This is a genomic window from Nonomuraea sp. NPDC003707 (assembly GCF_053587055.1).
The window spans coordinates 33,929-56,315 of the sequence record NZ_JBSFNK010000021.1 but is presented as its reverse complement, the minus strand read 5'-3'; the positions used below and the strand labels follow the sequence as shown (position 1 = coordinate 56,315).

The window sequence follows — 22,387 nt, the reverse complement described above, 5'->3', positions numbered from 1 at the left end:
CGGCGGATGGTGATCACCCAGGGCGGCCCCCGTGGCAGCACGCAGCAGGCGAACGCGCTGGCGGAGTTCCTGCTGACGCTCACCGTCGGGATGACCGTCCGCGAGCTCGCCGCGCGGTATCACGTGGGCAAGACGCTCTGGGGCGAGTACCGTTCAGGCCAGAAGATCATCCCGTTGGAGTTGCTGAAGCGGCTGGTCCAGGACCACACGCCCGACGAACGCACCCGCCACGTTCACCTGGAGACCGCCGCCCGGCTGCACGCGGCGGCCCTTGAGGCGGCCCGCCACGAGCCCGCCCCGACGGTCCTCGCACCGGCGACCGCGCCGGAACCACCGCCCGCGAACCTCGGGGCGGCGCCTGCGGGAAGGCGGCGTCCACGTCCCCTCCTGCTCGCCGGCGGTGGCACCGCGATCGCGGTCCTCACGCTGGTCGTCCTGCTGCTCGGATGGGGTCCTCCGCGCGGGGACGCCGTGTCCGCCGTGGGGCCGGACGGCGCCGGCATCTTCCGCTGGGACGGTGCGGACGCGGCCGGGTGGACCAGGATCGGAGACGGTGCCAAGCGCCTCTACTCCGGACCCGCCGGCCTGTTCGCGACCGGGATCGACGATCGTCTCTACCGGTACGAAGGGCGCCCCGGCCGCTGGTCGCTGATCAGCGAGCCGGGCGGCGACTTCGCGGTCAGCGGCGCGCACGTCTTCCGGCTGGCCGCCGGCCGCCAGTCCGTCGACGTGTGGAACGGGAACGGCATGTCGTGGACCAGCGTCGGCGGCCCGGCAGCGCGGTTGTACGGCGGCGAGCCAGGCCTGTTCGCGACCGATCCGAAGGACGGCCGGATCTTCCGATACTCAGGCCCCTTCGACTGGGAGTGGATCGGGACGGCGGGAGCCTCGTTCGCGCTCACCGACCGTCACCTGTACGGCCTCACCCCGGAACGCGCCATGGTGAACCGCTGGCTCTCGGAGGAGCCGTCGCCACCCTGGCCGCCCTGGGTCTACGCGGCAGGCCCGGCGGCAGAGCTCTACGGAGGACCCGCCGGGCTCTTCTCCACCGACCCCTCGCGCGTACGGCTGCGCGTCCTCGCGGACTCGTCGACCGCCGTCGTGAGCCAGAGCTGGCAGGACATCGGCCCGGCGGGCGCGGAAGTGGCGGTCGGCCGGGAGGCGGTGTACGTCCTGACCGAGGACCGCTCGCGGATCCTGCGCTGGTCCGCCGGCTCCGGCACCTGGCAGTACATCGGCGGACCCGCCCAGACCCTGACGGCAGGCTGATGCCCGGCCTCCTGACCCCTTCAAGGTCTTCCGGACTATCGGGACAGGGCGCCGGCCGAGGACGCGGCGTCCGATCCGGTCCAGCCGACGTAGCCGTCCGGGCGTACCAGCACGGCCTCGGCACCAAGCTCGCGCACGGTCACCTCGTAGCCCACCCAAGCCGACCACGGGGCGGCGGCCGCACGCAGGCGATCCGAAAGCGACACAGCCAACGCCTCCTGCGCTCCTGGTGAAGGGAGCGGGCGTGGTGAAGAACGAGGAGATCACCTCGTGGTCATGCCGGTGCGCGACCGCGCGCTGTACGGAGCAGAATCTTTGACAGGCCCGGATAACGTCGTGCGGTTGAACCGGTCAAGAAGGAGACCATGGATCTGGCCCGCGTGCGAGACCGTTGTGAGCAACAGATTCGGCGCCTGCGCATCTCGTCGCCGTTGAATGTCGTCGCACTGTGCGAGGACCTGGCCAGGGAGCGCGACCGGCCGATCCGCCTTCTCCCGCTGTCCTCGCGGCCGTCGAACCCCTCCGGCCTGTGGGTGTCCGCGAAGACCGCCGACTACATCTTCTACGAGGAATCCGCCGGCTCGGTGCATCGCGAGCACATCATCCTGCACGAGATCGGCCATCTGGTGTTCGGCCATTCGGGTGTCGCGGACCTGGACGACCTCACCGCGCGCCTGCTGGCGCCGAACCTGGATCCGAAGGTCGTGCGGCGGCTGCTGTGCCGGGGCAAGTACGACGACGTGGACGAGCAGGAGGCCGAGCTGTTCGCCACGCTCGTGCTGCTGCGGGCCGATTTCCGGGTCGTTCCCGTGCGGGGCCCGGACATCATCGACGATCCTTCCGGGGTGCTGGCGAAACTGAAGGCCGTGCTCGGGGGCGACGACCATGCTTAGGGCCTTCCACCTCGCCGTGATCGCGCTGGCGTGGATCGGCGTCGGCTACAAGCTCATCGACCTCCGCCGCAGGCCGAACGACCTCGGGCGCCTGGCGCTCTGCGCGGCGCTGCTGTTCCTCGCGCTGGCGTTGACGGTCGGGCTGCCGCCGCTGTACCAGCGCATCCCCTTGTTCGCCGGGTCCCCGAGCCTGGTCCGGCTGGTCCAGCACAGTCTGGTCGTGCTGGCCGTCTTCTCGACGCAGCTGCTCGTCGTCCATCTGGCCTCGCCGCCCGGCCGGACGGCGGCCAACGTCCGGGTGCGCGCGGTGATCATGGCGGTCTTCCTGATCGCGATGATGGTCTTGTTCGCGGCGGCGTCGCCGGGTGACGCCGCGGAGGACTTCGTCGCCGCGTACGCCACGTGGCCGTTCGTCACCGAATACCTGCTGACCTTCCTCGGCTTCGTCGCCGTGGTGATGGCGGACATCTTCCGCCTTTCGCTCCGGTTCACCCGCCGCGCCACGGCGGGGTTCCTCCGGGCCGGCCTGTGGTTGTGGGCCGGGGCGAGTTCGGCGGGCTTCGCGTTCGCGGCGCACAAAGCCGCATACGCCCTCATGACGCGCTTCGGGAACAAGCCTCCGTGGCCGGAGGGGCCGGTTTCCACCACTCTCGCCGGTCTGGTGCTGGCCCTGTTCGTCGCGGGGCTCACCGCGTACGGCTGGGGCCCGCGGATCGGCGCCGCGCGACTGTGGTGGAGCCGCTATAGGACCTATCGCGCGCTTCTTCCGCTCTGGAAGGCGTTCTACGAGGTCATGCCGGACATCGTGCTGAGGTTGCCGGCCACCCGCCGTGCCCCCGTCGATCTGCGGCTCTACCGGTGCGTCATCGAGATCCTCGACGGACGGCTGGCGCTGCGGGCCTACTGGGACGGCGAGGTCGCGCGAGTGGCGCGGGAACGAGCCAGGGCGGCGGGGCTGACCGGGCCGCGGCTCGATGCCGCGGCCGAGGCCGCCGCGCTCGCCGCCGCGCTGGAAGCGCGCGAACGCGGCCACGTGACCGGGCAGGAACCGCCGGTGATGCCTGACCTCGGCCCTGATGCCGGCATGGCAGAGGAGATCCGCAGGCTCGTCCTGACAGCCCGCGCCTATCGCCGGATCACGACTCGTCGCGCGGGGGAAGCCCTTCCAGCGTCCGTACGCGCTTGATCACCTCGGTGATCGTGTCCAGGCTTTCCACCGACAGCCCGGACGCGCGCAACGCGACATCCCGGACCCCGGCGTCCCTCAGCGCGACGACCAGGGCGAGCTCTCCCTCCACCTCGTCACGGATCCGCTCGTCGAAGAAGTAGGCGGGGGGCACTCCGAAGAAGGTGGCCAGCGCGGTGAGGTGCTTGAGGGTCGGGTTGTCCCGCTGGCCGGTGCGCAGGTACCAGATGTAGGAGGCGGAGATGCTCACGTCCTGGTCCCGCGCGATGGCGGCGGCGACCTCCTCGTTGCTGTATTCCCGGCGGCCGGGCTCCCGGACCGTGCGGAACAGGTATTCCAGCTTCTCGGCCAGGCTCCGTTGCGGTGCGGGCTCTTCTGCGCTGGAGCTCTCCATTGTCCACCTACTCGCTTGACTGCTGTGGACGTAACCACGGCGATCTTCACCACCGTTGACAGTGGCGCAGAGGTTGAGTTTAACTGACACGGTCTTGACTGGTGTGGATCGAACGGGGAGTTGCCATCCACATCAGTCCAACGGTGTTGGGGGAGCTGATGGTTGTCCGGTTCCGGGTTCTGGGGCCGCTGGAAGTGGTGAGGGATGGTGGGGCGCCGATCCGGCTGCCTTCCGGAATGCAGCGGATCGCGCTGGCGACCCTGCTGCTGTATCCCAATCAGCCCGTGGTCGCCGACGGTCTGATCGAGCGGATGTGGGGGGACGACACCCCCGATGACCCTCGCGGGGCACTGCACACGCATCTGACCAGGCTTCGGCGTACCCTCTCCAAGGACCTGATCGAGAGCGGCGGAGGTGGTTATCTCCTTCGCGCCGACGAGGATTCGCTGGACCTGATCAACTTCCGTGATCTGGTCGCCCGGGGGCGGCGGGACGGCGCCGCCGAGAAGAGCCTGCTCACCCAGGCGCTGGCGCTGTGGCGGGGGCCCGCGCTGGCGAACGTCGACTCGGACGCCCTGCATCGTGACGAGGTCGCCGCGCTGGAGGAGGAGCACCGGCACGCGCAGGAACGATGGTTCGAGCTCGCCCTGCGGGCGGGGGAGGGGCCGGCGATCATCAGCCGCCTCAAGGCGGCGGTCGTGGCCTCCCCGATGAGCGAGCGGCTCAGCGGTCAGCTCATGATCGCGCTCTACCAGGCCGGTCGCCAGGCGGAGGCCCTGGAGGTGTACGAGGGGCTGCGGGTGACACTGCGGGACGAGCTCGGGCTGGAGCCGGGGCAGGGGATCCGGCAGGCGCACGCGCAGGTCCTGAGCCAGGACGTACCCCGGCTCGGCGGGGATCTGTCCGGGGAACGCGAGCAGGCGGCCGTCGCTCATGTGCCCGTACCGGCGGAGCTGCCCGCGAAGGTGGCGACCTTCACCGGGCGGCACCACCAGGCGCAGGCGCTGCTCGACTCGCTGCGCGACGGGCGCACGACGGTGGCCGCCGTCTCGGGGCCGGGCGGCATCGGCAAGTCGGCGCTGGCCCTGCACGTCGCGCACCGGCTCGCGACCGCTTTTCCCGACGGCCAGCTGTACCTGGACCTCAACGGCTCCGCCCCCGACGTCCCTCCGCTGGAGCCGGCGCAGGCTCTCCGGCGGCTGCTCCGCTCCCTCGGCGTCGCACCGGCTGCCGTGTCCGCGGAGCCGGGGGAGGCCGCCCGGCTGCTGCGCTCGCTGACCGCCGGCCGGCGCATGCTCTTCCTGCTGGACAACGTGCGCGACGTCGCCCAAGTGCGCGATCTGCTGCCCGGCGGCGCCGGTTGCCGCGTGCTGCTCACCAGCAGGCGGCTGCTCGCCGACCTCGACGGCGCCGAGCACGTCCAGCTGGACGTCTTCTCTCCTGAGGAGTCGTACGAGCTGCTCGAACGGCTGGTCGGCGCGGCGCGCCTGGCCGCGGAGCCGCAGGCGGCCGCCCAGGTGGTGCGGCACTGCGGCGGCCTGCCGCTCGCGGTGCACATCGCCGCCACCAGGCTCGTCTCACGCCCGGCCTGGCCGATCTCGGTCCTGGCCGACCGGCTCGCCGCCCAGCACCGGCGCATGAACGAGCTGAGCGCGGGCGACCGTGCCATCCGGGCCACCTTCACCACCAGCTACCAGCAGCTACAGACCGAACGCCACGGTGCGGCGGCCACGCGGGTGTTCGACCTGCTCGGCCTGTTCGACGGCGCCGACCTCGGCACCGACACCGTCGCCGCCCTGGCCGACCTGCCCGCCGAACGCGCCTGGGAGTTGCTCGAACTCCTCGCCGACGTCCGGCTCCTCCAGACCCATGAGCCCGGCAGGTACCGGATGCACCACCTGGCACGCCTGTTCGCCCGCGAACGCGCGGCAACCCGTGGCCCCGACGCCCCGCAGGCCGTGCGACGGGTCCTGCATCACTTTCTGGCCACTGCCCGCCGGGCCGTCCGGTTGCTCAACCCGCATCCGGAGTGGCCGGTCGCCGTCGCTCCCCTGGCGGCTGTCCAGGCCGGATCGCGGCTGGCCGGCCCCCGGGCAGCCCGGGAATGGGCCGACGCCGAGGCGCCCAACCTGGTGGCGGTGGTCCGGCAGGCGGCCGAGAGCGGCGACGACGACCTCACGATCGGCCTGGCCTCATCCTTCTCCCACCTGATGCTGGACCGCGGCCGATGGGACCAGGTGCGTCAGATCCGCCGGGTGGCCGCGCACGTGCTCCAGCATCCGGCGGCCGAACGGGCCGGCCTCGGCGTCCCCCTGCCCTCCAGAACCCACCTCGCCGTCGCGTCGCGCGTCCTCCTGCCGGGCAAGGCGTCGCTGGGCTGATCGCCTCGCCCCGGACGTCACTCAGCGTGATTCCGGCGCCCGTGGCTGATCGCCGACCCCGATCGACCAGGCAGGCGAGTGGACGACGGCCGCCACCGAGCGTGATCAACCTATTTTGCTACAAGTTCCGAAATTGTTCCGTGACGGGTCCGCTGCACAGCCGAAACACGCCCTACCTACCGTCCTAAACAGCTGCATAGGCGCCATCCGGCCCCTCTGATCAAAAAAGCTACTTTCGCCGGAAATCCCCCCACTGTGATCAGCGCCTTCGTGTGACAGGAGCCCCGAGTGTCCAACCTCTCCCGACGCGGTGCCCTAAGGCTGACCGCCGGCATAGCTCTCAGCCTCACCCTCTCCCTGGCAGGCTGCGGACGCAGTGACGACGCCGCCGCGACCGGCACCGCCAAGCCCATCGACACGTCCCCGGCCACCGGCACCATCAACGTCTGGGCCGCCCAAGGCGACGCCGACGTGCTCGACAAGGTCATCGAGCCGTTCAAGGCCGCGAACCCGGACGTCACCGTGAAGTTCACGCTGATCCCGAACGCCGAGTACTACACCAAGCTCCAGTCGGCGATCGCGGCGGGCAAGGGGCCCGATGTCGCCCAGTTCTTCCCCGAGTCACAGGCGCAGTTCCTCGATCCGTCGATCCTCCAGCCCGTGCCGGACGGCCTCGTCGACCCCGGCGGCTTCTTCAAGAGCCTCTGGGACGCGGGCGTGGCCAAGAACGTCGCCTACACGGTGCCCTGGTACGCCTACACCTACGCGCTCGTCTACCGCTCCGACCTGGCGGAGAAGGCGGGTGCCAAGGCGCCGGCCACGTGGGACGGCATGGTGCCGTTCCTGAAGGCGCTCCAGGGCGCCGGCGCCGGGCACGGCCTCGGAGCCGACATCGGCTGGGACATCTTCAACGGCCAGGACGTCGCCATGTACGCCTGGCAGGCGGGCGGCTCGCTGCTCTCCTCCGACGGCAAGTGGACGCTCGACACGCCGGCGATGGCCGACGCGCTCAAGTACAACGCGTCGTTCTTCACCTCGGGCGTCGCCGACCCCAGCGGGCCCACGTTCCTCGACTCGCAGCCGTACTTCGTCGAGGGCAAGACCGCCGCCATGATCACGGGCCCGTGGGTCATCGGTCAGCTCGACACCGCCGCGAAGAAGCCCGGCTGGACGGCGTCCCACGTCGCGACCGCGCCGCTGCCGGCCGGGCCGTCGGGCGGGACCTCCTTCTCCGCGGGTGGCAGCTGGGGCGTGCTCGCCACCAGCGGCAACGCGGCCGCGTCGTGGAAGCTCGTCCGGCACCTCTCGCAGCCGGGCACCCAGGTCGCGCAGTACAAGGCGTACAGCTCGCTGCCCGCCGTCATGTCCGCCTGGGAGGACCCCGCCATCAAGGGCCAGCCGCTCCTCGGCGCCTTCCTGACCCAGCTGAAGAACACCCGGACGTTCCCGCAGGTGAGCACCTGGCAGCAGGTCGCGACCCGGCTGGGGAAGGAGATGGAAGCGGTGGCCAAGGGCAAGGGCACCGCCGAGCAGGCCGCCGCGAGCGTCCAGGCGTACGCCGAGAGCCTCGGCACGGGTACGCGGTGAGGCGCACATGACCACCACCGTCGCACGCCGACCCCGGGGCTCCCGCCGGACGGGTGTCGCCTGGCTGTTCCTCGCGCCGTTCGCCATCGTGTTCCTGCTCTACACGGCTGTACCCACCGTCGCCGCGCTCGGGTTCAGCCTCACCGACCTGCGGGGCACGGATCTGCGCGATCCGTTCGCCGTCGACTTCACCGGCCTGGAGAACTATCTCCGCCTGTTCCAGGACGAGAGCTTCCTGCGGGACATCCTCAACACCGCGCTCTTCGTGGTGGTCGGCGTGCCGCTGACCATGGGGATCGGGTTCGCCCTGGCCTTCGCGCTCAACACCGGCATCCGGCGGCTGCGCGGCGTGTTCCGCGTCGTCTTCTTCGCACCGGTCGTCACGAACATCGTGGCCGTCGCGCTGATCTGGCAGTACGCCTTCAACGCCGGCGGCACCGTCAACAAGGTGCTCGGGGCCGTCGGATTCGCCGGACCGAACTGGCTGGACGACCCGAACCTGGCCATGCCCGTGGTCATCCTGCTCGGGATCTGGCGCAACTTCGGCACCGCGATGGTGCTGTTCCTCGCGGGTCTGCAGGCGGTCCCGCAGGACGTGTACGAGGCCGCCGCCCTCGACGGGGCCGGCCGGTGGCGGCAGCTGAGGAACATCACCCTGCCGCTGCTGCTGCCCACCACGCTCATGGTGTCGGTGCTGCTGACCGTCTTCTACCTCCAGGTGTTCGACGAGCCGTACCTGCTGACGAACGGCGGCCCGCTGGGCTCCACCGAATCGGTGGCGCTGTACACCTACCACCAGTTCGGGTCCGGGGCGCTCGGGACGTCCTCGGCCGCGTCCTTCGTGATGCTCGTCCTCGTGATGCTGGTGAGCGTCGTCCAGTTCCGGCTGCTGAGGCCCCGCGCATGAGCACCATCGCCACGGTGCGGGACACCGAAATGATCAGCGCCCGGGTCGTCGTGCGCCGCCGGTCCGTCACCCGGCCCCTGCTGTACGGCGCGCTGGTGCTGTGCGCGCTGCTCACCATGCTTCCGTTCGTCTGGGTGATCAGCGGCTCGCTGCGCAGCCTCGACGAGATCCGCTCCGACCCCGGCGCGTGGCTCCCGGCCCACGTCACCCTCGGCAACTTCACCCGGCTGTTCGCCACCGAGGGCTTCGGCGGGTACCTGGTCAACAGCATCGTGGTCGCGATCATCGTGGTGGCCGGCAACATCGTGGCCGCGTCGGCCGCCGGCTACGCGCTCGCCAAGCTCGACTTCGCGGGCAAGCGGCTCGCCTTCGGCGCCGTCATGGCCGCGATGATGGTGCCGTTCACCGCGGTGTTCGTCACGCAGTTCGTGATCACTGTCGACATGGGTCTGGCGGACACCCTCGCCGGCATCGCGCTGCCCGGCGTGGCGATGCCGATGTCGGTCTTCATCATGCGGCAGTACGCGATGTCGATCCCCGGCGAACTGCTCGAAGCGGCCCGCATCGACGGCGCCGGCGAGTTCCGGATCTTCTTCCGCATCTTCCTGCCGCTGGCCGGCCCCGCCGTCGCGACGATCACGATCATGTCGTTCCTCGCCTCCTGGAACAACTTCATCTGGCCGCTCATCGTCGCTCAGAGCATGTCCAGCTACACGCTCCCGGTCGGCCTCGCCGCCACCAGCCAGGCCGCGTCGCACGTCACCGACTACGGGCTGCTCCTCGCGGGTGCGATCGTCGTGATGCTGCCCGTGCTGGTGCTCTTCCTGTTCCTGCAGCGCTACTTCGTTCAGGGCGTCGCCGGAACGGGGATGCGGTGAGCCGTGTTGGATGATCGGATGGACTCATACGACGCGCCCGGCGAGCCGGTCACCGTTCATGCTCCCGCGGGCACGATCATCGGCCGCCGCGCCGGCCAGGTAAGGCGCTTCCTCGGCATCCCCTACGCCGAAGCACCCACCGGAGTGCGGCGGTTCGCCCCGCCGGTCCCGCGTGGCCGGTTCCCGGAGCCGTTCGACGCGTCCCGGCACGGCGCCACCTCGCAGCGCGTGCCGCTGTTCGCCACGACGACCATCCCGGAGCCGTCGATCCCGGGCGACGACGTGCTGAACCTCGGCATCGTCACCCCGGCCCCAGACGACGACCGCGGGCCCCTCCCCGTCATGGTGTGGATCCACGGCGGCGGTTTCCTGGCCGGGAGCCAGGCCAGCCCGTGGTACGACGGCCGCGCCTTCGCCCGCGACGGCGTCGTCTGCGTCACCGTCGGCTACCGGCTGGGCGTCGACGGATTCGCCCCGCTGGACGGCGTTCGGCCGAACCTGGCGCTGCTCGACCTGCTGCTCGCCCTGGACTGGGTGCGGGAGAACATCGCCGCTTTCGGCGGCGATCCCGACCGGGTCACCATCGCCGGCCAGTCGGCCGGGGGCGCGGCGGTGCTCGCGCTGCTCTCCTCACCCGCGGGAAGAGGCCGCTTCCACCGCGCGGTCAGCCTGTCCGGCGGCCTCTTCGGTGGAGGCGCGGACGCCGCCCGCGACCTCCTCGAACGGCTCGGGCGCAGGCTCGGCGTGCCGCCGACGGCCACCGGATTCGGCAGCCGCACGGTGGAGCAGATCCAGCAGGCGGTCATCGACCTGCGGGACGAAGGCGGCGGCGGGCTCGTGCTCGGGCCGTGCGTCGGCGACGACCTCCTGCCGGTGCCCATCGCCGACGGGCTCGCCGTCCACGGGCACGACGTGCCCGTGCTGCTCGGCGCGACGGCCGACGAGTTCGACGGCGCCATCGAGCAGGAGGCGAGAGCCGCCGCCCGCGCGGCGGGCACCCGCTTGACGGACGCCCTGTTCCGCTCCGCCTGCGCGCGCACGGCGGCCGCCCGCCGCCAGGCCGCCGCCGGGACCTGGCTGTACTCCTTCGAATGGCCGTCTCCCGTGCTCGGCGGTGCCGCGCACTGCGCCGACCTGCCGTTCTTCTTCGACGTGCTCGACGCGCCCGGCGTCGTCCAGGCCCTCGGACCGAACCCACCCGCCGACCTGGCCACGCTGATGCACGCCGATCTGGCCGGGTTCGTGCGCGGCCGGGAGCCGGCCTGGGCGCGGGCGACCGGCGGGCCCGGCGATCCGGCGCGCGAATACGGCCGGCCCGGAGCGGCCCTCGCGGCCGACACCACCGGCGTGTACGACCCCGTCGTACGGGCGGTGGAGGAGTGCTGATGCCCGGGATGAACCAGAGCGCCGTCCGTCGCGTCAACACCTCGGTCACCCTCCGGGCACTGGCCGTGTCGGCCGGGCCGATCACGCTGGCCGAGCTCGCCGAGCAGACCGGGCTGTCCCGCCGTACCATCGAGCTCATCCTGGACTCGCTCGTCGAGGCGGGCTGGGTGACCGAGCTGGACCGCGTGCCGACCAGCGGCTACGCCGGGCGCCCCGCCCGCCGCTACGAGCTGCGGGCCGAACACGCGCTGCTGGCGGCCGTCTGCGTCACCACCTCCGACGTGTCCGCGGTCATCGCCGACGTGCGCGGCCGCATCGTCGGCCGGGCGCACCGGCTGCTGCGCTCCTACCAGGATCCGCAGGCCACCCTCGACGACACGGCGGCGCTGGTGCTGGCGGCGCTCGACGACGCGGGCGGGTCGGCGGACCGGCTGCGCGCCGGCGCGGTGGCCAGCGGCGGCGCGATCGACGACGACGGGGTCGTCCGGCGTCTGGTCCACACGACCCGCTGGGAAGGCGTGCACCTGCCCGAACAGCTCAGGCAACGCATCCGGATCCCCTGGTTCGCGGACAACGACACCAACCTCGGCGCGCTCGCGGAGCGCTGGCGGGGCGTCGCCAACGACCACGACAACGTCGTATGGGCGATCCTCGGGAACCGGACGGGCCTCGGCATCCTCATCCGCGGAGCCGTGCACCGCGGTCTGGACGGCGCCGCGGGTGAGATCGTCGAAGCGCGGTCGATACCGACCGGCTCCATCGAGAACCGCCCGGTGGCCTGGCTGACCTCACCGGAACCGGCCGAACGGAGCGTCGCGCTCGGCCGCTTCGACGCCGCCCGGGCCGGTGACGCGACCGCGCTGGCGGAGGTCGACGAATTCGTGGAGAACATCGCCTCGATCCTCACCACCCTGTCGTGGACCATCGCACCGTCGCTCATCGTGCTCGGCGGTGGCCTGGAGGACGCGGCCGACGTGCTGCTGCCCCGGGTGCGCGCGGCGATGCGCGACGCCCGCGCCCCCGCGGTCGAGTTGCGCGCCACCGGCCTGGGCCGCGACGCGCCGCTCGTCGGCGCGGTCAAGCTGGCCCTCGACCGGATGGACACCGAACTGTTCGGCCCACTCACCCCGAGTCAATGATCCGGCACGAGCTTGGAGTCTCACTGTGACCGACACCCCCTGCACCGATGTCCTCATCGTGGGCAGCGGCATCATGGGATCCGTCGTGGCCCGGCTGCTGCGCGAGGCCGATCCCGCGCTGGACATCACGATGGTCGACGGCGGCACCGCGATCGGGGAGACCCCCGGCCTGCACCTGCACGACCTCGACGACCCGGTCCTCTGGTCGCGCTACAACGACCGGGTCGCCACCGGCATCCAGGGCATGTACACGGGCGCCGAGGTGGTGCGCGAGGCCGCGGGCGGCCTCACCGACCTGACGCCCGGCATGTTCCACGCGCTCGCCTTCGGCGAGGACGCCGAGGCGATGCCGGCGACCGCGCTCGCGTGGAACGCGGGCGGCATGGGCGTGCACTGGACCGCCGCGACGCCCTGGCCCGCCGGAGCCGAGGTGTTCGACTTCGGCGATCCGGACCGCTGGGCGGCGGACCTGGACACCGCCCGCCGGGCGCTCGCCGTCACGCCGTCCGCGATCGGCCCGACCGAGGTCGGCCGGACGGTGCTCGACGTCCTGCGCCGGCGCTTCGACGGCGTCGGACCGGGCGACCGGCGACCGCAGCCGATGCCCATGGCCGTCACCGCGACGGCGTCGGGTCCCATGCCACGCACGGCCCCGGGGACGATCTTCCCCGCGATCGCGGCGGGCGGGGACCCGGGATTCACCCTGACGACCGGCACGCTGGCCACGACGCTCCTCGTCTCCGGCGGGCGGGTCGCCGGGGCCCGGCTGCGCCGCGTCGCCGACGGAGCCGAGTGGGAGCTCCTGGCGGGCACCGTGGTGGTGTGCGCCGACGCGCTGCGCACTCCGCAGCTGTTGTTCGCCTCGGGCATCCGGCCCGCGGCGCTGGGCCGCTACCTCAACGAGCACGCGTTCATCACCGCCCGGGTGCTCCTCGACCTCGACCGGTACGGCCTCGGCCGCGGCGACCTGCCCCTGCCGCGCCCCGGCGAGTTCAGCACGGACTCGCTCTGGCTGCCCCAGAACGGAGCGGCACAGCCGTTCCACGGACAGATCATGAACCGCACGTACGTGGACGAAGGCGGCGACGCCCTCGCGTACTCCGTGGGCCTGGGACTGTACGCCCCCGTCGAGTCCCGCCCCGAGAACCGGCTCGTGTTCTCGGAAACCCGGACCGACCTCGCCGGAATGCCGCGGATCACCGTCGAGTTCGGCTACTCCGACGCCGACCGCGCGCTGATCGGCCGCGCGCTCGACGAGGTCCGGTCGATCGCCGAGGAGTTCGGCTCGTTCGATCCCGCGACCGAGCGCGCGCTGCTGCCGCCCGGCTCGTCGCTGCACCAGACCGGCACGGTCCGCGCCGGTCTGGCCGACGACGGCACGAGCGTGTGCGACCCGGATGGCCGGGTGTGGGGCTTCGACAACCTGTACGTTGCGGGCAACGGTGTGATCCCCACCGCGATGGCCGCCAATGTCACCCTGACCGGCGCGGTTACCGCGGTGCGGGCCGCTCGCGCCGTCGCAGGACGACACGCGGCACGGGCCGCACACCGAGAGGAAGCACGATCGTGATCGACGTCGCCAAGGAATACCGCGTCGCGCTGCCCGCGTGGATCGACGACGAACTGGCCGCCGTGCCCGCCTTCGTCCCCGGCCGCGACGACCGGATGCGCCTCGTGCACCGCCTCGCCGACCGCAACTGGCGCGAGGGCAACGGCGGCCCGTTCGCCGCGATCGTCGCCGAGCCGGAGTCCGGCCGGATCGTCTCGGTCGGCGTGAACGTCGTGCTCGCCTCCGGCGTCTCCAGCGCGCACGCCGAGGTCGTCGCGCTCGGACTCGCCCAGCGGGCCGTCGGCGGCTGGGACCTCGGCGGCGACGGGTCACCCGCACACGAGCTGGTCGTGAACTGGCGTCCGTGCATCCAGTGTTACGGCGCGGCCATGTGGTCCGGGATCCGCGGCCTCGTGGTCGCCGGCGAGGGCCCCGAACTGGAGGAGATCACCACGTTCGACGAGGGCCCGCTCGGCGCGGACTGGGCCGAGCAGTTCGAGGCACGCGGCATCCGGGTCACCCGGGACGTGCTCCGGGACGAGGCGCTCGCCGTGTTCCGCGACTACCGCAAGGCCGTCGACACCGGCGGCGTCACCGTCTACAACGCCCGCGGAGGCACCGAATGACGCTGGGGAACACCACCGAACCCCGCTTCGCCACCGACATCATCACCTTCTACCACCCGGGGTTCTGGGGGCTCGACTCCGCCGGCGACTTTCGCGAATGGGCGCTCAAGAACCCCGACCGGTTCTGGGAGCGGGTGCTGGACGCGCTGGCCGAGGCCGGTGTCAGCGGCATCGAGCTGACCTTCGCGCCCGGCGACATCGACTCGGCCCTGCGGGCCTTCGGCGACGCGCCGTCGTTCCGCCGCGAACTCCAGGCTCGCGGCCTGTCCGTCGTGAGCGCCTTCATGGCCGCGAGCGAAGCACCCGACTGGCGGGACGGCGACAACCTGCCCGCGATCGTCGCCGACGCCGAACGGCACGCCGCCTTCCTCGCCGACGTGGGCGCGGAACTCCTCGTCGCCGGGCTGCCCATGCGCCAGACGTTCGGGACGCGCCCGCCCTTCTTCGTCGACGCCGCGTACATGACCCGGATGGCCGACATCGCCCACGTGGCCGGCGAGGCCGTCGCCCGGCACGGTGTGAAGCTCGCCTTCCACACCGAGTCCAACAGCACCCTCTGGTACGAGAGGGACATCGACCTGTTCATGGCGTTGACCGATCCCCGCTACGTGTGGCTCTGCCCCGACTCCTGCCACATCGCGCTCGGGGGCGGCGACCCCGTCGCCGTCGCGCGCCGCCACGCCCAGCGCATCGCGCTGGCGCACTGGAAGGACGCGGTCAAGCCCATCGACGTCGAGCTCACCATCGACGAGACCGTCTTCGCCCAGCAGCAGCCCTATATGACCGAGCTGGGAACGGGCATCGTGGACTGGCGAGGGTGGGCCGAGGCGATGTCCCGCACACCCGGCGCCGGCATCGTGCTCATCGAGCTGGACGAGGCGGCCGACCCCGTCGCCGCGCTCCGGGCCGGGACGGCCGTCGTGCGCGCGGCCAGGACGCGGCCGTCTCCGGCCTGACCTCGGCGCCGAGCCGGCCGACCGCAGGAACGGCAAGGGGTGGTCGAGCCGACATGCCGGTCGACATTGACACCGGCTACCGGCTGTCGCAAGGTGAGCGCAGGCTGACAGAAGGGTTCCCATGTCGTCTGAGCGCCTTCCGGGACCGTCGAACGTCCCTCCGCCTCCACGCCGGGGCGACAGCTCGGTGCACGACCTGTCGAGGGCCACGGGTGAGGACGGCGGGGGCTCCGCGTTCCGCCGTGCCCTCGGCTCGCCCCGAACCCACGAGACCGTCCGGGCGCTGGTCGACGCCGGCGGCCAGATGCGCATCGCGGACCTGCAGGACCGGGCTGGGCTGTCGTTCCTGCAGTTCACGGCGGTGCTGGCGGAGCTGACGGAAGAAGGGTTGGTGACGGTCAAGGGACCTCCCGGCGACGAGGTCGTCCACCTGTATCGCGAGGTGTGAGCCATGTGGGCGCCCTTTCTCGCGGTCGTCCTCATCGGCGCGCTCGTCGCGCTGGCCGAGCTGGTGTCGCGGTATCGCGACAACCCCGCCGGGGCGCTGTGGTCGGTGCCGGCGGCCTTCTACGTCGCCGTCAACGCGGGCGGCGCGGCGGCGGCGTTGTGGACGGTCACGCAGTTCGGCTGGACCTTCGGCGCGACGGGGGAGAGCGTCACGTTCACGCAGGTGCTGGCGGCGGGGTTCGGGTCGGGGGCGCTGTTCCGCAGTTCGCTGTTCAACGTCACGGCGGGCAACCAGGTGATCGGGGTCGGGCCGAGCGCGGTGCTCACGGTGATCCTGTCGGCCGCCGACCGGGCGGTGGATCGGGGGCGGGCCAGGATCCGGTCCAAGGGAGTCGGCGAGATCATGGGCGGGTTCCCGTTCGAGCGGGGCGCGGACGCGCTGTTCCATTACGCGGTGGCGGCGCTGCAGAACTTCACGCCCGCCGAGGTCAAGGTGGTCGAGGATCGGATCGCGTCCCTGCGCTCGGGACGGGAGGCCACCCTTCCCGAGCAGGTCAAGTCGTACGTGCTGGGTCTGTCGTTGCAGGCGCTGATCGGTGAGAAGGTCCTGCGGGAGCTGGTGGAGTCGTTGCGGCCCGCCTTCGAGCAGGCGCCGCCCGCCGAGCAGGTGCTGCTGGACGTGCTCCGCGCCAACGGCACGTCCGAGCTGCGCAAGCTTCAGGCGCTGTCAGGGCTGCAGCTGTTCGAGTTCTCGCGGGTGCTGGACGGGCTCGTCGCGGCGGGGCGGGTGGCCGTGGGCGGCGGGTCGGGCGAGGAGATCGCGAGCCTGGGGCGCACGACGCCTTGACGTACGAGGCTCGCGCCGTCAAACCGCCGCGAGGAGCGGCATCAGCCCGGTGATCTCGGCGAGTTCCTCGGTGGTCGGTTCCCAGTCGCCGGCGGCCGCGTTGGCCCGGACCTGCTCCGGGGCGGTCGCGCCGGCGATCACCGAGCCGCAGCCGGGCAGCGCGGCCAGCGCGCCGATGGCCACGTCCAGGAGGGACCGGTCGTGCTTGTCGGCCCAGGACGTCAGCGCCTCCACCCGGTCCAGCTTGTCCGGCGTGACGAGGTGGGGGCGCTCGGCGAGCCGGCTCCCGGCCGGCGGCTCGTGCCCGCGCCGCACCTTCCCCGTCAACAGCCCGTGGGCCAGCGGGAAGTACGGCAGCACGCCGACCCCGTAGTGCAGGGCCGCCGGCACCACTTCGCGTTCGGCGCCGCGCTCCAGCAACGACCAGTGGTTCTGCGCCGACACGAACGGTGCGCATCCCCTCGCGCGGGCCACGTGCGCGGCCTCGGCGATCTGCCAGCCGGCGAAGTTGGAGCTGCCGACGTAGCGCACCTTGCCCTCCCGCACCAGCTCGGTCAGGGCCTCCAGCGTCTCCTCGATCGGGGTGACGCCGTCGGGGAAGTGGTACTGGTAGAGGTCGATGTAGTCGGTACGCAGGCGGCGCAGCGACCCCTCCACCGCGCGCCGGATGTACGACCGGCCGCCCAGCGTTCCGGACGCCGCACTCTGGTCGCCAGGTCTGCCGAACTTGGTGGCCAGCACCACCTGGTCCCGCCGGCCGGCCAGCACCTCGCCGAGGATCTCCTCGGAGGCGCCGTGCACCGCGCCGTACGCCTCGGCGGTGTCGAAGAGCGTCACGCCCTCCTCGATCGCCGCGTCCGCCACCTCCCTGGTACGGGCCACGTCGATCCGCGAGCCGATGTTGTTGCAGCCCAGACCGACCACCGACACCCGCAGGCCGGAATCGCCCAAGGTCCTGTAACGCATGATCCGAAGTCACCCTTCGCTCGAACGGTCCGCCGGGGCAGGGCCCCAGGTGACCGGCAGGCGGTCCACCCCGTACACCGCCATGCGGTCGCGGGTCGGCACCTCGGCCGCCGGAACGGCCAGGCGCAGGTCGGGAAAGCGCTCGAAGAGCGCGGTCAGCGCGATGCGGAGCTCGGCCCGGGCGAGATGCTGGCCGAGACACTGGTGGATGCCGTGCCCGAAGGCCAGGTGCCCGGTCGCGGAGCGGGCCAGGTCCAGGGTGTCCGGGTCGGGGAACCGCTCCGGGTCCCGGTTCGCGACCGGCAGTGCCAGCACCACGGTCTCGCCGGCCGCGATGACCTGGCCGCCGAGCTCGACGTCGGCCAGCGCGGTGCGCCGTACGTCGAACTGGAGGATCGACAGGTACCGCAGGAGCTCCTCGACCGCCGGTTCGGCGAGCTCCGGGTCCGCGGCCGGGCGGGCTCGCCGGGCCGGGTCGGCCAGCAGCACGAAGGTCGCGAGCGCGAGCATGCTCGACGTGGGCAGATGGCCGGTGGCCAGCAGGACCATCCCGAGGTTGGTGAGTTCGTCGTCGCTCAGGCCGCCGGTCGCCACGGCGTGCGCCAGCAGTCCGTCGTCCGGAGGGCCTGATCCGGCGCGCAGGCGTTTGAGGAGGCCGCGTACCGTCTCCGTGATCGACATCACGGCCTCGGCGGTCTGGCCCGGTGTGGAGTCCAGGTCGTTCATCACTCCGGTGGCCGCCTGGATCATGTGCCGGTCCCGCGCGGGGACGCCGAGCAGCTCGCAGATGACCAGCGCCGGAACCGGGACGGCGAACGACGCGACGAGGTCGGCGGGCGGCCCGGCGTCCGCCATGGCGTCGAGCGCCTGCGCGGTGTACCGCCGGATCGCGGGCGTCAGCTCGGCGACGCGGCGAGGGCCGAAATGGCGGCTCAGCAGGCGGCGGTACCGGGTGTGTTCGGGAGGGTCCATGTGGGGGAAGATCCCCGGCTCGGCCGGCGTCGGCCGCTGCTGCGCGCGCTCGCGGCCGACCGGCTGGTGCAGCAGCTCGCGCCGGGTGCTGAAGCGTGGGTCCGCCAGGATGGCGCGGGTGACGGCGTACCCGGTCGCCACCCAGCCCACGTGCCCGTCGGGATAGGCGAGCCGGCTGAGCGGGGCTCGCTTCCGCAGCTCGACGGGCGGGTCGAAGGGATTGGGCCGGTCGGTCTCCAACGGCTGGGCCTTCCGACCATCGCTCATCCGGCAACCTCCCACCTGCGTGCCCGGCACGCCGTTGATCATCGGCGCTGATGATTATGCATGGTGAGTCCGAAAAATGACACCACTAGTCATTTATGGATCATCCGATTAGCATCGGCGCTGACCGCCCGGAGGCACATCTGTCAACACTCACGTTGCGAACCGCCGTGAGTATCGCCGGTCTGTAGTGGCGACCCGGCAGCTTTTTCAGCAGTCTCTTTCTCTCCTCCAGCAGAGGTGTCAATGGCGTATCTGGATGCGCAGGTCGCAGTTGTCGGTGCGGGACCGGTGGGGCTCATGCTCGCTTGTGAGGTGGCCCTCCACGGCGTTCCGGTGGTGGTGCTCGAACGGCTGCCCGCGATCGAATGGCGCCCGAAGGCCGAGGGCATCACCGGACGGGCCATCGACATCATGGACCGTCGCGGTCTCATGATCGGGGTGACCGAGGCGCCTGCCGCGCCGCTGACGTCCGAGCAGCAGGATCGCATCGCCGAGGGGGAGCGGCGGCCGGACAGCCTGCTCCCCAAGGCGTTCCCCGGCGCGCGGCATTTCGCCACCATGTTCCTGCTCCGCCCGGAGTCCCCCGACCTGCTGGTGCCCCAGCAACTTCTGGAGGAGGACCTGGCGCGGCGCGCGGCGGACCTGGGCGTCGAGGTACGGCGCGGCCACACGGTCACCGGTTTCGTCCAGGACGACGACCGGGTGTGTCTCGACGTCGAAGGCCCGGACGGGCCGTACCGGATGGATGCGGAATGGCTCGCCGGCTGCGACGGCGGCCGGAGCGTGGTCAGGAAGCTGTCGGGCATCGCCTTCCCTGGCACGGACGGCGTCACGGCCGGATACCGTGCCTTCGCCGAGATCGACGACCCCGAATTCCATCTCCCCGGCTGGTTCCGCAAGGACGGCGGGCTCCTCGTGTACGAGGAGGGACCGCCCCGGTTCATCACGCTGGAGTTCGACGGCCCGCCGGCGAACCGGGACGCCCCCATCACGCTCGAGGAGTTCCAGGAGTCGCTGCGCCGGCTCAGCGGCACCAAGGTGACGGTCACCGAGGTCAAGAAGATCACCCGGTTCACCGACAACGCGCGGCAGGCCGAGACGTACCGCAGCGGGCGGGTGCTGCTCGTCGGCGACGCGGCACACGTCCACTCGCACTGGAGCGGCCCGGGACTGCGGCTCGGGCTGGGAGACGCCCTCAACCTCGGCTGGAAGCTCGCCGCGGTCGCGCGCGGCTGGTGCCATGAGGACCTGCTCGACACCTACCACTCCGAGCGGCACCCGATCGGCGAGCAGACGCTGGAGATCCAGCGTGCCTCGATCGCGCTGATGCGCCCGGGCCCGTACGTCGACGCGTTGCGCCGGCTGCTCACGGAGCTGCTGCTCCGCGACGAGGCGAACCGGCAGCTCACCTCCCTGGTCGACGACCTGCACATCAGCTACGACATGGGAGACCCGTCGCTGACCGGTCCGCTGGTCGGGCGCTACAGCCCGGATCTGCGCCTACGGTGCGCCGACGGCCCCGTACGGCTCGCGGAGCTGCAACGCACCGGGCGGCCGCTGCTGCTCGACCTCGGCGCCGGCCCCGAGCCGCGGGCACTCGCCGAACCCTGGGCCGACCGGATCGACATGGTCACGGCCGAATGCGCCGAGGCCCCGGCGGACGCCCTGCTGATCCGCCCGGACGGCTTCGTCGCCTGGAGCACGCCCGGTGACCCGGCGTCGCTGCGAGGCGCCCTCACCCGATGGTTCGGCCACCCGGACAGGAGGCTTCGCGATGAGTGACCCCAAGCTGACCACGCTGCCCGGGTCGGCGCCGCTCGCCGAGGCGATCGACGTCGTCGAGCGGGACGGAGCGGTGATCATCGAGGACTTCGTCGACGCCGGCACGCTCCGCGGTCTGTGGCACGACCTGGGCCCGGACCTGGAACGCCAGGCGGACGGCGACGGCCGCCTGGTCGGCGAGAAGACCCGGATCCTGCCGGGTCTGATACGCCGGAGCGGGCACTCGATCGCGATCATGCGCCAGCCGCACCTCCTCGGCTGTGCGCGGCACTTCCTGCAGCGCCCGGTGAAGGCCTGGCTCGGCGAGCAGCGCGTGGAGCTGGTCCCGACGATCCAGCTCGGCATATCGCGGGCGATCCAGATCAGGCCCGGCGTGCCGCTCCAGGGGCTGCACCGGGACGACACGGCCCACCTCCGTACCCACCCGGGTCCGGAGAGCCGGGTGCAGGTCATGGTCGCCGCGAGCGAGTTCACCGCGCGCAACGGCGCCACCCGCGTGATCCCGGGCAGCCATCGGTGGGACGACGAGCGGGCGCCCTGCGACGACGAGGCGGTCCCCGCCGAGATGCGGCCCGGCGCCGCGCTGCTGTGGCTCGGCAGCACCTACCACGGCGCCGGCGTCAACGCCTCCGACGCGCCGCGCACCGGCCTGTCGTACGCCTACGACCTCGGCAACCTCCGCCAGGAGGAGAACCATTACCTGTCCTTGCCGCTGGACACGGTCCGCGGCTACCCCGAGGACATCCAGCGGCTCCTCGGCTACGAGGCCTGCCCTCCAATGTGCGGGCTGTACGAGCTGAGCGATCCGATGCTGCTGCTCCGCGACGGGGCGGAGAACCCCGCCGCGACGGCGGGCCCCCAGTGAGGCCCGACGGCCTTTCGCACCGCTGAAGGAGGACGCATGCGAACACCCGACATTTTCCTGCGCAGTATCGGCGTCCATCTGCCGCCGGTGGTCAGCGTCGAGACGGCCGTCGCCGAAGGCCGCTACCCGGCCGACGAGATGGAGTACTTCCGCCTCGGCGGCGCCGCGGTGGCCGGCGACGTACCGGCTCCGGAGCTCGCGCTCCGCGCGGCCCGCCACGCTTTTGAGCGCTCCGGCGGGATGTCACCCCGCGACCTGGATCTCATGCTGTACGCCGACGTCTGGCACCAGGGACCGGAGGGCTGGCAGCCGCAGTACTACCTGCAGCAGCACCTCATCGGCGGCGACGTCCTGTCCGTCGAGCTGCGGCACGGATGCTGCGGGCTGTTCAGCGCCCTGCAGCTCGCCGCCGGATACCTGCGGCCGGGCGGCAGCGCGCTGCTGGTCGGCGCCGACAACCACGGCACCCCGCTCGTCGACCGGTGGCGCATGATCGAGGGCAACGTGATGGGCGACGCCGGGTGCGCGCTGCTGCTCACCACGGACACGGGCTTCGCGGAGCTGCGCTCGGTCAACGTGGTCGTGCTCCCGGAGGCCGAGTCGGTCAACGACGGCGGCGTGCCGATGTTCCCGCCGGACGCGACCGTGGGCCGGCCGCTCGACTTCGCCGCCCGCAACCGCGAGTTCCGCAAGCGCCTTTTCGCCCGCGACGGCGCCGACGTCATGCTGGCGATCCAGACGACGCTGATGGGGCTGGTCGACCGCACGCTCAAGGAGGCGGGGATCACCCTCGACGAGGTGGCGCGCGTGGCCTTCCCGCACGGGCGCTGGGACGACCTGGAGCACCGGGGGGTGAACTGGTTCGGGCTGACCTTGGCCGACACCACCTGGGACTACGGCGCGAGCGTCGGGCACCTCGGGGTCAGCGACCAGTTCGTCGCCCTCGACCATCTGATGGCCGCCGGGGCGCTGGCCCGCGGCGACTACATGCTGCTCGTCGGGCTGGGCGCTGGCACCACCATGGCCTGCGCCGTCCTGCGGATCCTCGACGTCCCCCAGGAGTACGCCCCCGGCGGGCCCGGCTGAGCAG

At 71.9% G+C, this 22,387-nt stretch carries 21 protein-coding genes; 17 read left to right on the top strand and 4 right to left on the bottom strand.

Going from position 1 to position 22,387, the window contains the following annotated elements:
- The first annotated feature begins 6 nt into the window (after nt 1-6).
- Nucleotides 7-1,269, top strand: coding sequence for a hypothetical protein (locus tag ACWDRB_RS40945; protein WP_449903149.1), 1,263 nt, complete (start codon nt 7-9; stop codon nt 1,267-1,269).
- Between the two features lie 35 nt (nt 1,270-1,304).
- Here the strand turns inward: ACWDRB_RS40945 and ACWDRB_RS40940 are convergent, their stop codons facing one another.
- The gene (locus ACWDRB_RS40940; protein WP_449903147.1) at nt 1,305-1,475 is read right to left on the bottom strand and encodes an aromatic-ring hydroxylase C-terminal domain-containing protein; all 171 of its coding nucleotides are present in this window, start codon (nt 1,473-1,475) and stop codon (nt 1,305-1,307) included.
- 225 nt (nt 1,476-1,700) lie between these two features.
- On the opposite strand from ACWDRB_RS40940, the gene ACWDRB_RS40935 reads away from it, so the two are divergent.
- Both ACWDRB_RS40935 and ACWDRB_RS40930 read left to right on the top strand, forming a co-directional pair.
- Nucleotides 1,701-2,162, top strand: a complete 462-nt coding sequence (locus ACWDRB_RS40935; protein WP_449903145.1) for an ImmA/IrrE family metallo-endopeptidase — start codon at nt 1,701-1,703, stop codon at nt 2,160-2,162.
- Nucleotides 2,155-3,348: an MAB_1171c family putative transporter gene (locus ACWDRB_RS40930; RefSeq protein ID WP_449903142.1), complete on the top strand. Its 1,194-nt coding sequence runs from the start codon at nt 2,155-2,157 to the stop codon at nt 3,346-3,348. Before ACWDRB_RS40935 ends, ACWDRB_RS40930 begins: the two co-directional genes overlap by 8 nt.
- Here ACWDRB_RS40930 and ACWDRB_RS40925 read toward each other — a convergent pair.
- Nucleotides 3,299-3,742 (bottom strand): helix-turn-helix domain-containing protein, encoded by a 444-nt coding sequence (locus ACWDRB_RS40925; RefSeq protein WP_397370501.1) that lies wholly within the window; start codon nt 3,740-3,742, stop codon nt 3,299-3,301. The genes ACWDRB_RS40930 and ACWDRB_RS40925 overlap by 50 nt on opposite strands.
- Before the next feature lie 236 nt (nt 3,743-3,978).
- On the opposite strand from ACWDRB_RS40925, the gene ACWDRB_RS40920 reads away from it, so the two are divergent.
- The 11 genes from ACWDRB_RS40920 to ACWDRB_RS40870 all read left to right on the top strand — a co-directional run bounded on the left by ACWDRB_RS40920 (nt 3,979) and on the right by ACWDRB_RS40870 (nt 16,445).
- Nucleotides 3,979-6,123 (top strand): BTAD domain-containing putative transcriptional regulator, encoded by a 2,145-nt coding sequence (locus ACWDRB_RS40920; protein ID WP_449903140.1) that lies wholly within the window; start codon nt 3,979-3,981, stop codon nt 6,121-6,123.
- Nucleotides 6,124-6,411: 288 nt separating this feature from the next.
- A complete protein-coding gene (locus ACWDRB_RS40915; protein ID WP_449903138.1) occupies nt 6,412-7,710 on the top strand; it encodes a sugar ABC transporter substrate-binding protein in 1,299 nt (432 codons plus the stop codon).
- A 7-nt stretch (nt 7,711-7,717) separates the two neighbouring features.
- Nucleotides 7,718-8,617 carry a carbohydrate ABC transporter permease gene (locus ACWDRB_RS40910; protein ID WP_350735945.1) on the top strand — a complete coding sequence of 300 codons (900 nt, stop codon included), beginning with the start codon at nt 7,718-7,720 and terminating at the stop codon, nt 8,615-8,617.
- Entirely contained in the window at nt 8,614-9,495 is an 882-nt protein-coding gene (locus ACWDRB_RS40905; RefSeq protein WP_449903134.1) for a carbohydrate ABC transporter permease, read from the top strand. The genes ACWDRB_RS40910 and ACWDRB_RS40905 overlap by 4 nt, the downstream gene beginning before the upstream one ends.
- A gap of 18 nt (nt 9,496-9,513) precedes the next feature.
- Nucleotides 9,514-10,881, top strand: a complete 1,368-nt coding sequence (locus ACWDRB_RS40900) for a carboxylesterase family protein (protein WP_449903131.1) — start codon at nt 9,514-9,516, stop codon at nt 10,879-10,881.
- Entirely contained in the window at nt 10,881-12,020 is a 1,140-nt protein-coding gene (locus tag ACWDRB_RS40895; protein ID WP_449903129.1) for an ROK family protein, read from the top strand. Before ACWDRB_RS40900 ends, ACWDRB_RS40895 begins: the two co-directional genes overlap by 1 nt.
- A gap of 25 nt (nt 12,021-12,045) precedes the next feature.
- Nucleotides 12,046-13,590, top strand: coding sequence for a GMC oxidoreductase (locus ACWDRB_RS40890; protein ID WP_449903127.1), 1,545 nt, complete (start codon nt 12,046-12,048; stop codon nt 13,588-13,590).
- Nucleotides 13,587-14,195: a nucleoside deaminase gene (locus ACWDRB_RS40885; RefSeq protein WP_449903125.1), complete on the top strand. Its 609-nt coding sequence runs from the start codon at nt 13,587-13,589 to the stop codon at nt 14,193-14,195. Before ACWDRB_RS40890 ends, ACWDRB_RS40885 begins: the two co-directional genes overlap by 4 nt.
- Nucleotides 14,192-15,151, top strand: a complete 960-nt coding sequence (locus tag ACWDRB_RS40880) for a sugar phosphate isomerase/epimerase family protein (protein WP_449903122.1) — start codon at nt 14,192-14,194, stop codon at nt 15,149-15,151. The genes ACWDRB_RS40885 and ACWDRB_RS40880 overlap by 4 nt, the downstream gene beginning before the upstream one ends.
- A gap of 121 nt (nt 15,152-15,272) precedes the next feature.
- Entirely contained in the window at nt 15,273-15,599 is a 327-nt protein-coding gene (locus ACWDRB_RS40875) for a hypothetical protein (RefSeq protein ID WP_350735925.1), read from the top strand.
- Nucleotides 15,600-15,602: 3 nt separating this feature from the next.
- Nucleotides 15,603-16,445, top strand: a complete 843-nt coding sequence (locus ACWDRB_RS40870) for a hypothetical protein (RefSeq protein ID WP_449903120.1) — start codon at nt 15,603-15,605, stop codon at nt 16,443-16,445.
- 18 nt (nt 16,446-16,463) lie between these two features.
- Here the strand turns inward: ACWDRB_RS40870 and ACWDRB_RS40865 are convergent, their stop codons facing one another.
- Both ACWDRB_RS40865 and ACWDRB_RS40860 read right to left on the bottom strand, forming a co-directional pair.
- Nucleotides 16,464-17,411 (bottom strand): aldo/keto reductase, encoded by a 948-nt coding sequence (locus tag ACWDRB_RS40865; protein WP_449903118.1) that lies wholly within the window; start codon nt 17,409-17,411, stop codon nt 16,464-16,466.
- A 9-nt stretch (nt 17,412-17,420) separates the two neighbouring features.
- The gene (locus ACWDRB_RS40860) at nt 17,421-18,650 is read right to left on the bottom strand and encodes a cytochrome P450 (protein WP_449903116.1); all 1,230 of its coding nucleotides are present in this window, start codon (nt 18,648-18,650) and stop codon (nt 17,421-17,423) included.
- 243 nt (nt 18,651-18,893) lie between these two features.
- On the opposite strand from ACWDRB_RS40860, the gene ACWDRB_RS40855 reads away from it, so the two are divergent.
- Genes ACWDRB_RS40855 through ACWDRB_RS40845 form a run of 3 tightly spaced genes read left to right on the top strand, consistent with a single transcriptional unit; the run spans nt 18,894 to nt 22,383 of the window.
- Nucleotides 18,894-20,432 (top strand): FAD-dependent monooxygenase, encoded by a 1,539-nt coding sequence (locus tag ACWDRB_RS40855; RefSeq protein ID WP_449903113.1) that lies wholly within the window; start codon nt 18,894-18,896, stop codon nt 20,430-20,432.
- Nucleotides 20,425-21,297 (top strand): phytanoyl-CoA dioxygenase family protein, encoded by an 873-nt coding sequence (locus ACWDRB_RS40850; RefSeq protein WP_449903110.1) that lies wholly within the window; start codon nt 20,425-20,427, stop codon nt 21,295-21,297. Before ACWDRB_RS40855 ends, ACWDRB_RS40850 begins: the two co-directional genes overlap by 8 nt.
- Nucleotides 21,298-21,333: 36 nt before the next feature.
- The gene (locus ACWDRB_RS40845) at nt 21,334-22,383 is read left to right on the top strand and encodes a ketoacyl-ACP synthase III family protein (RefSeq protein ID WP_449903107.1); all 1,050 of its coding nucleotides are present in this window, start codon (nt 21,334-21,336) and stop codon (nt 22,381-22,383) included.
- Nucleotides 22,384-22,387: the final 4 nt, after the last annotated feature.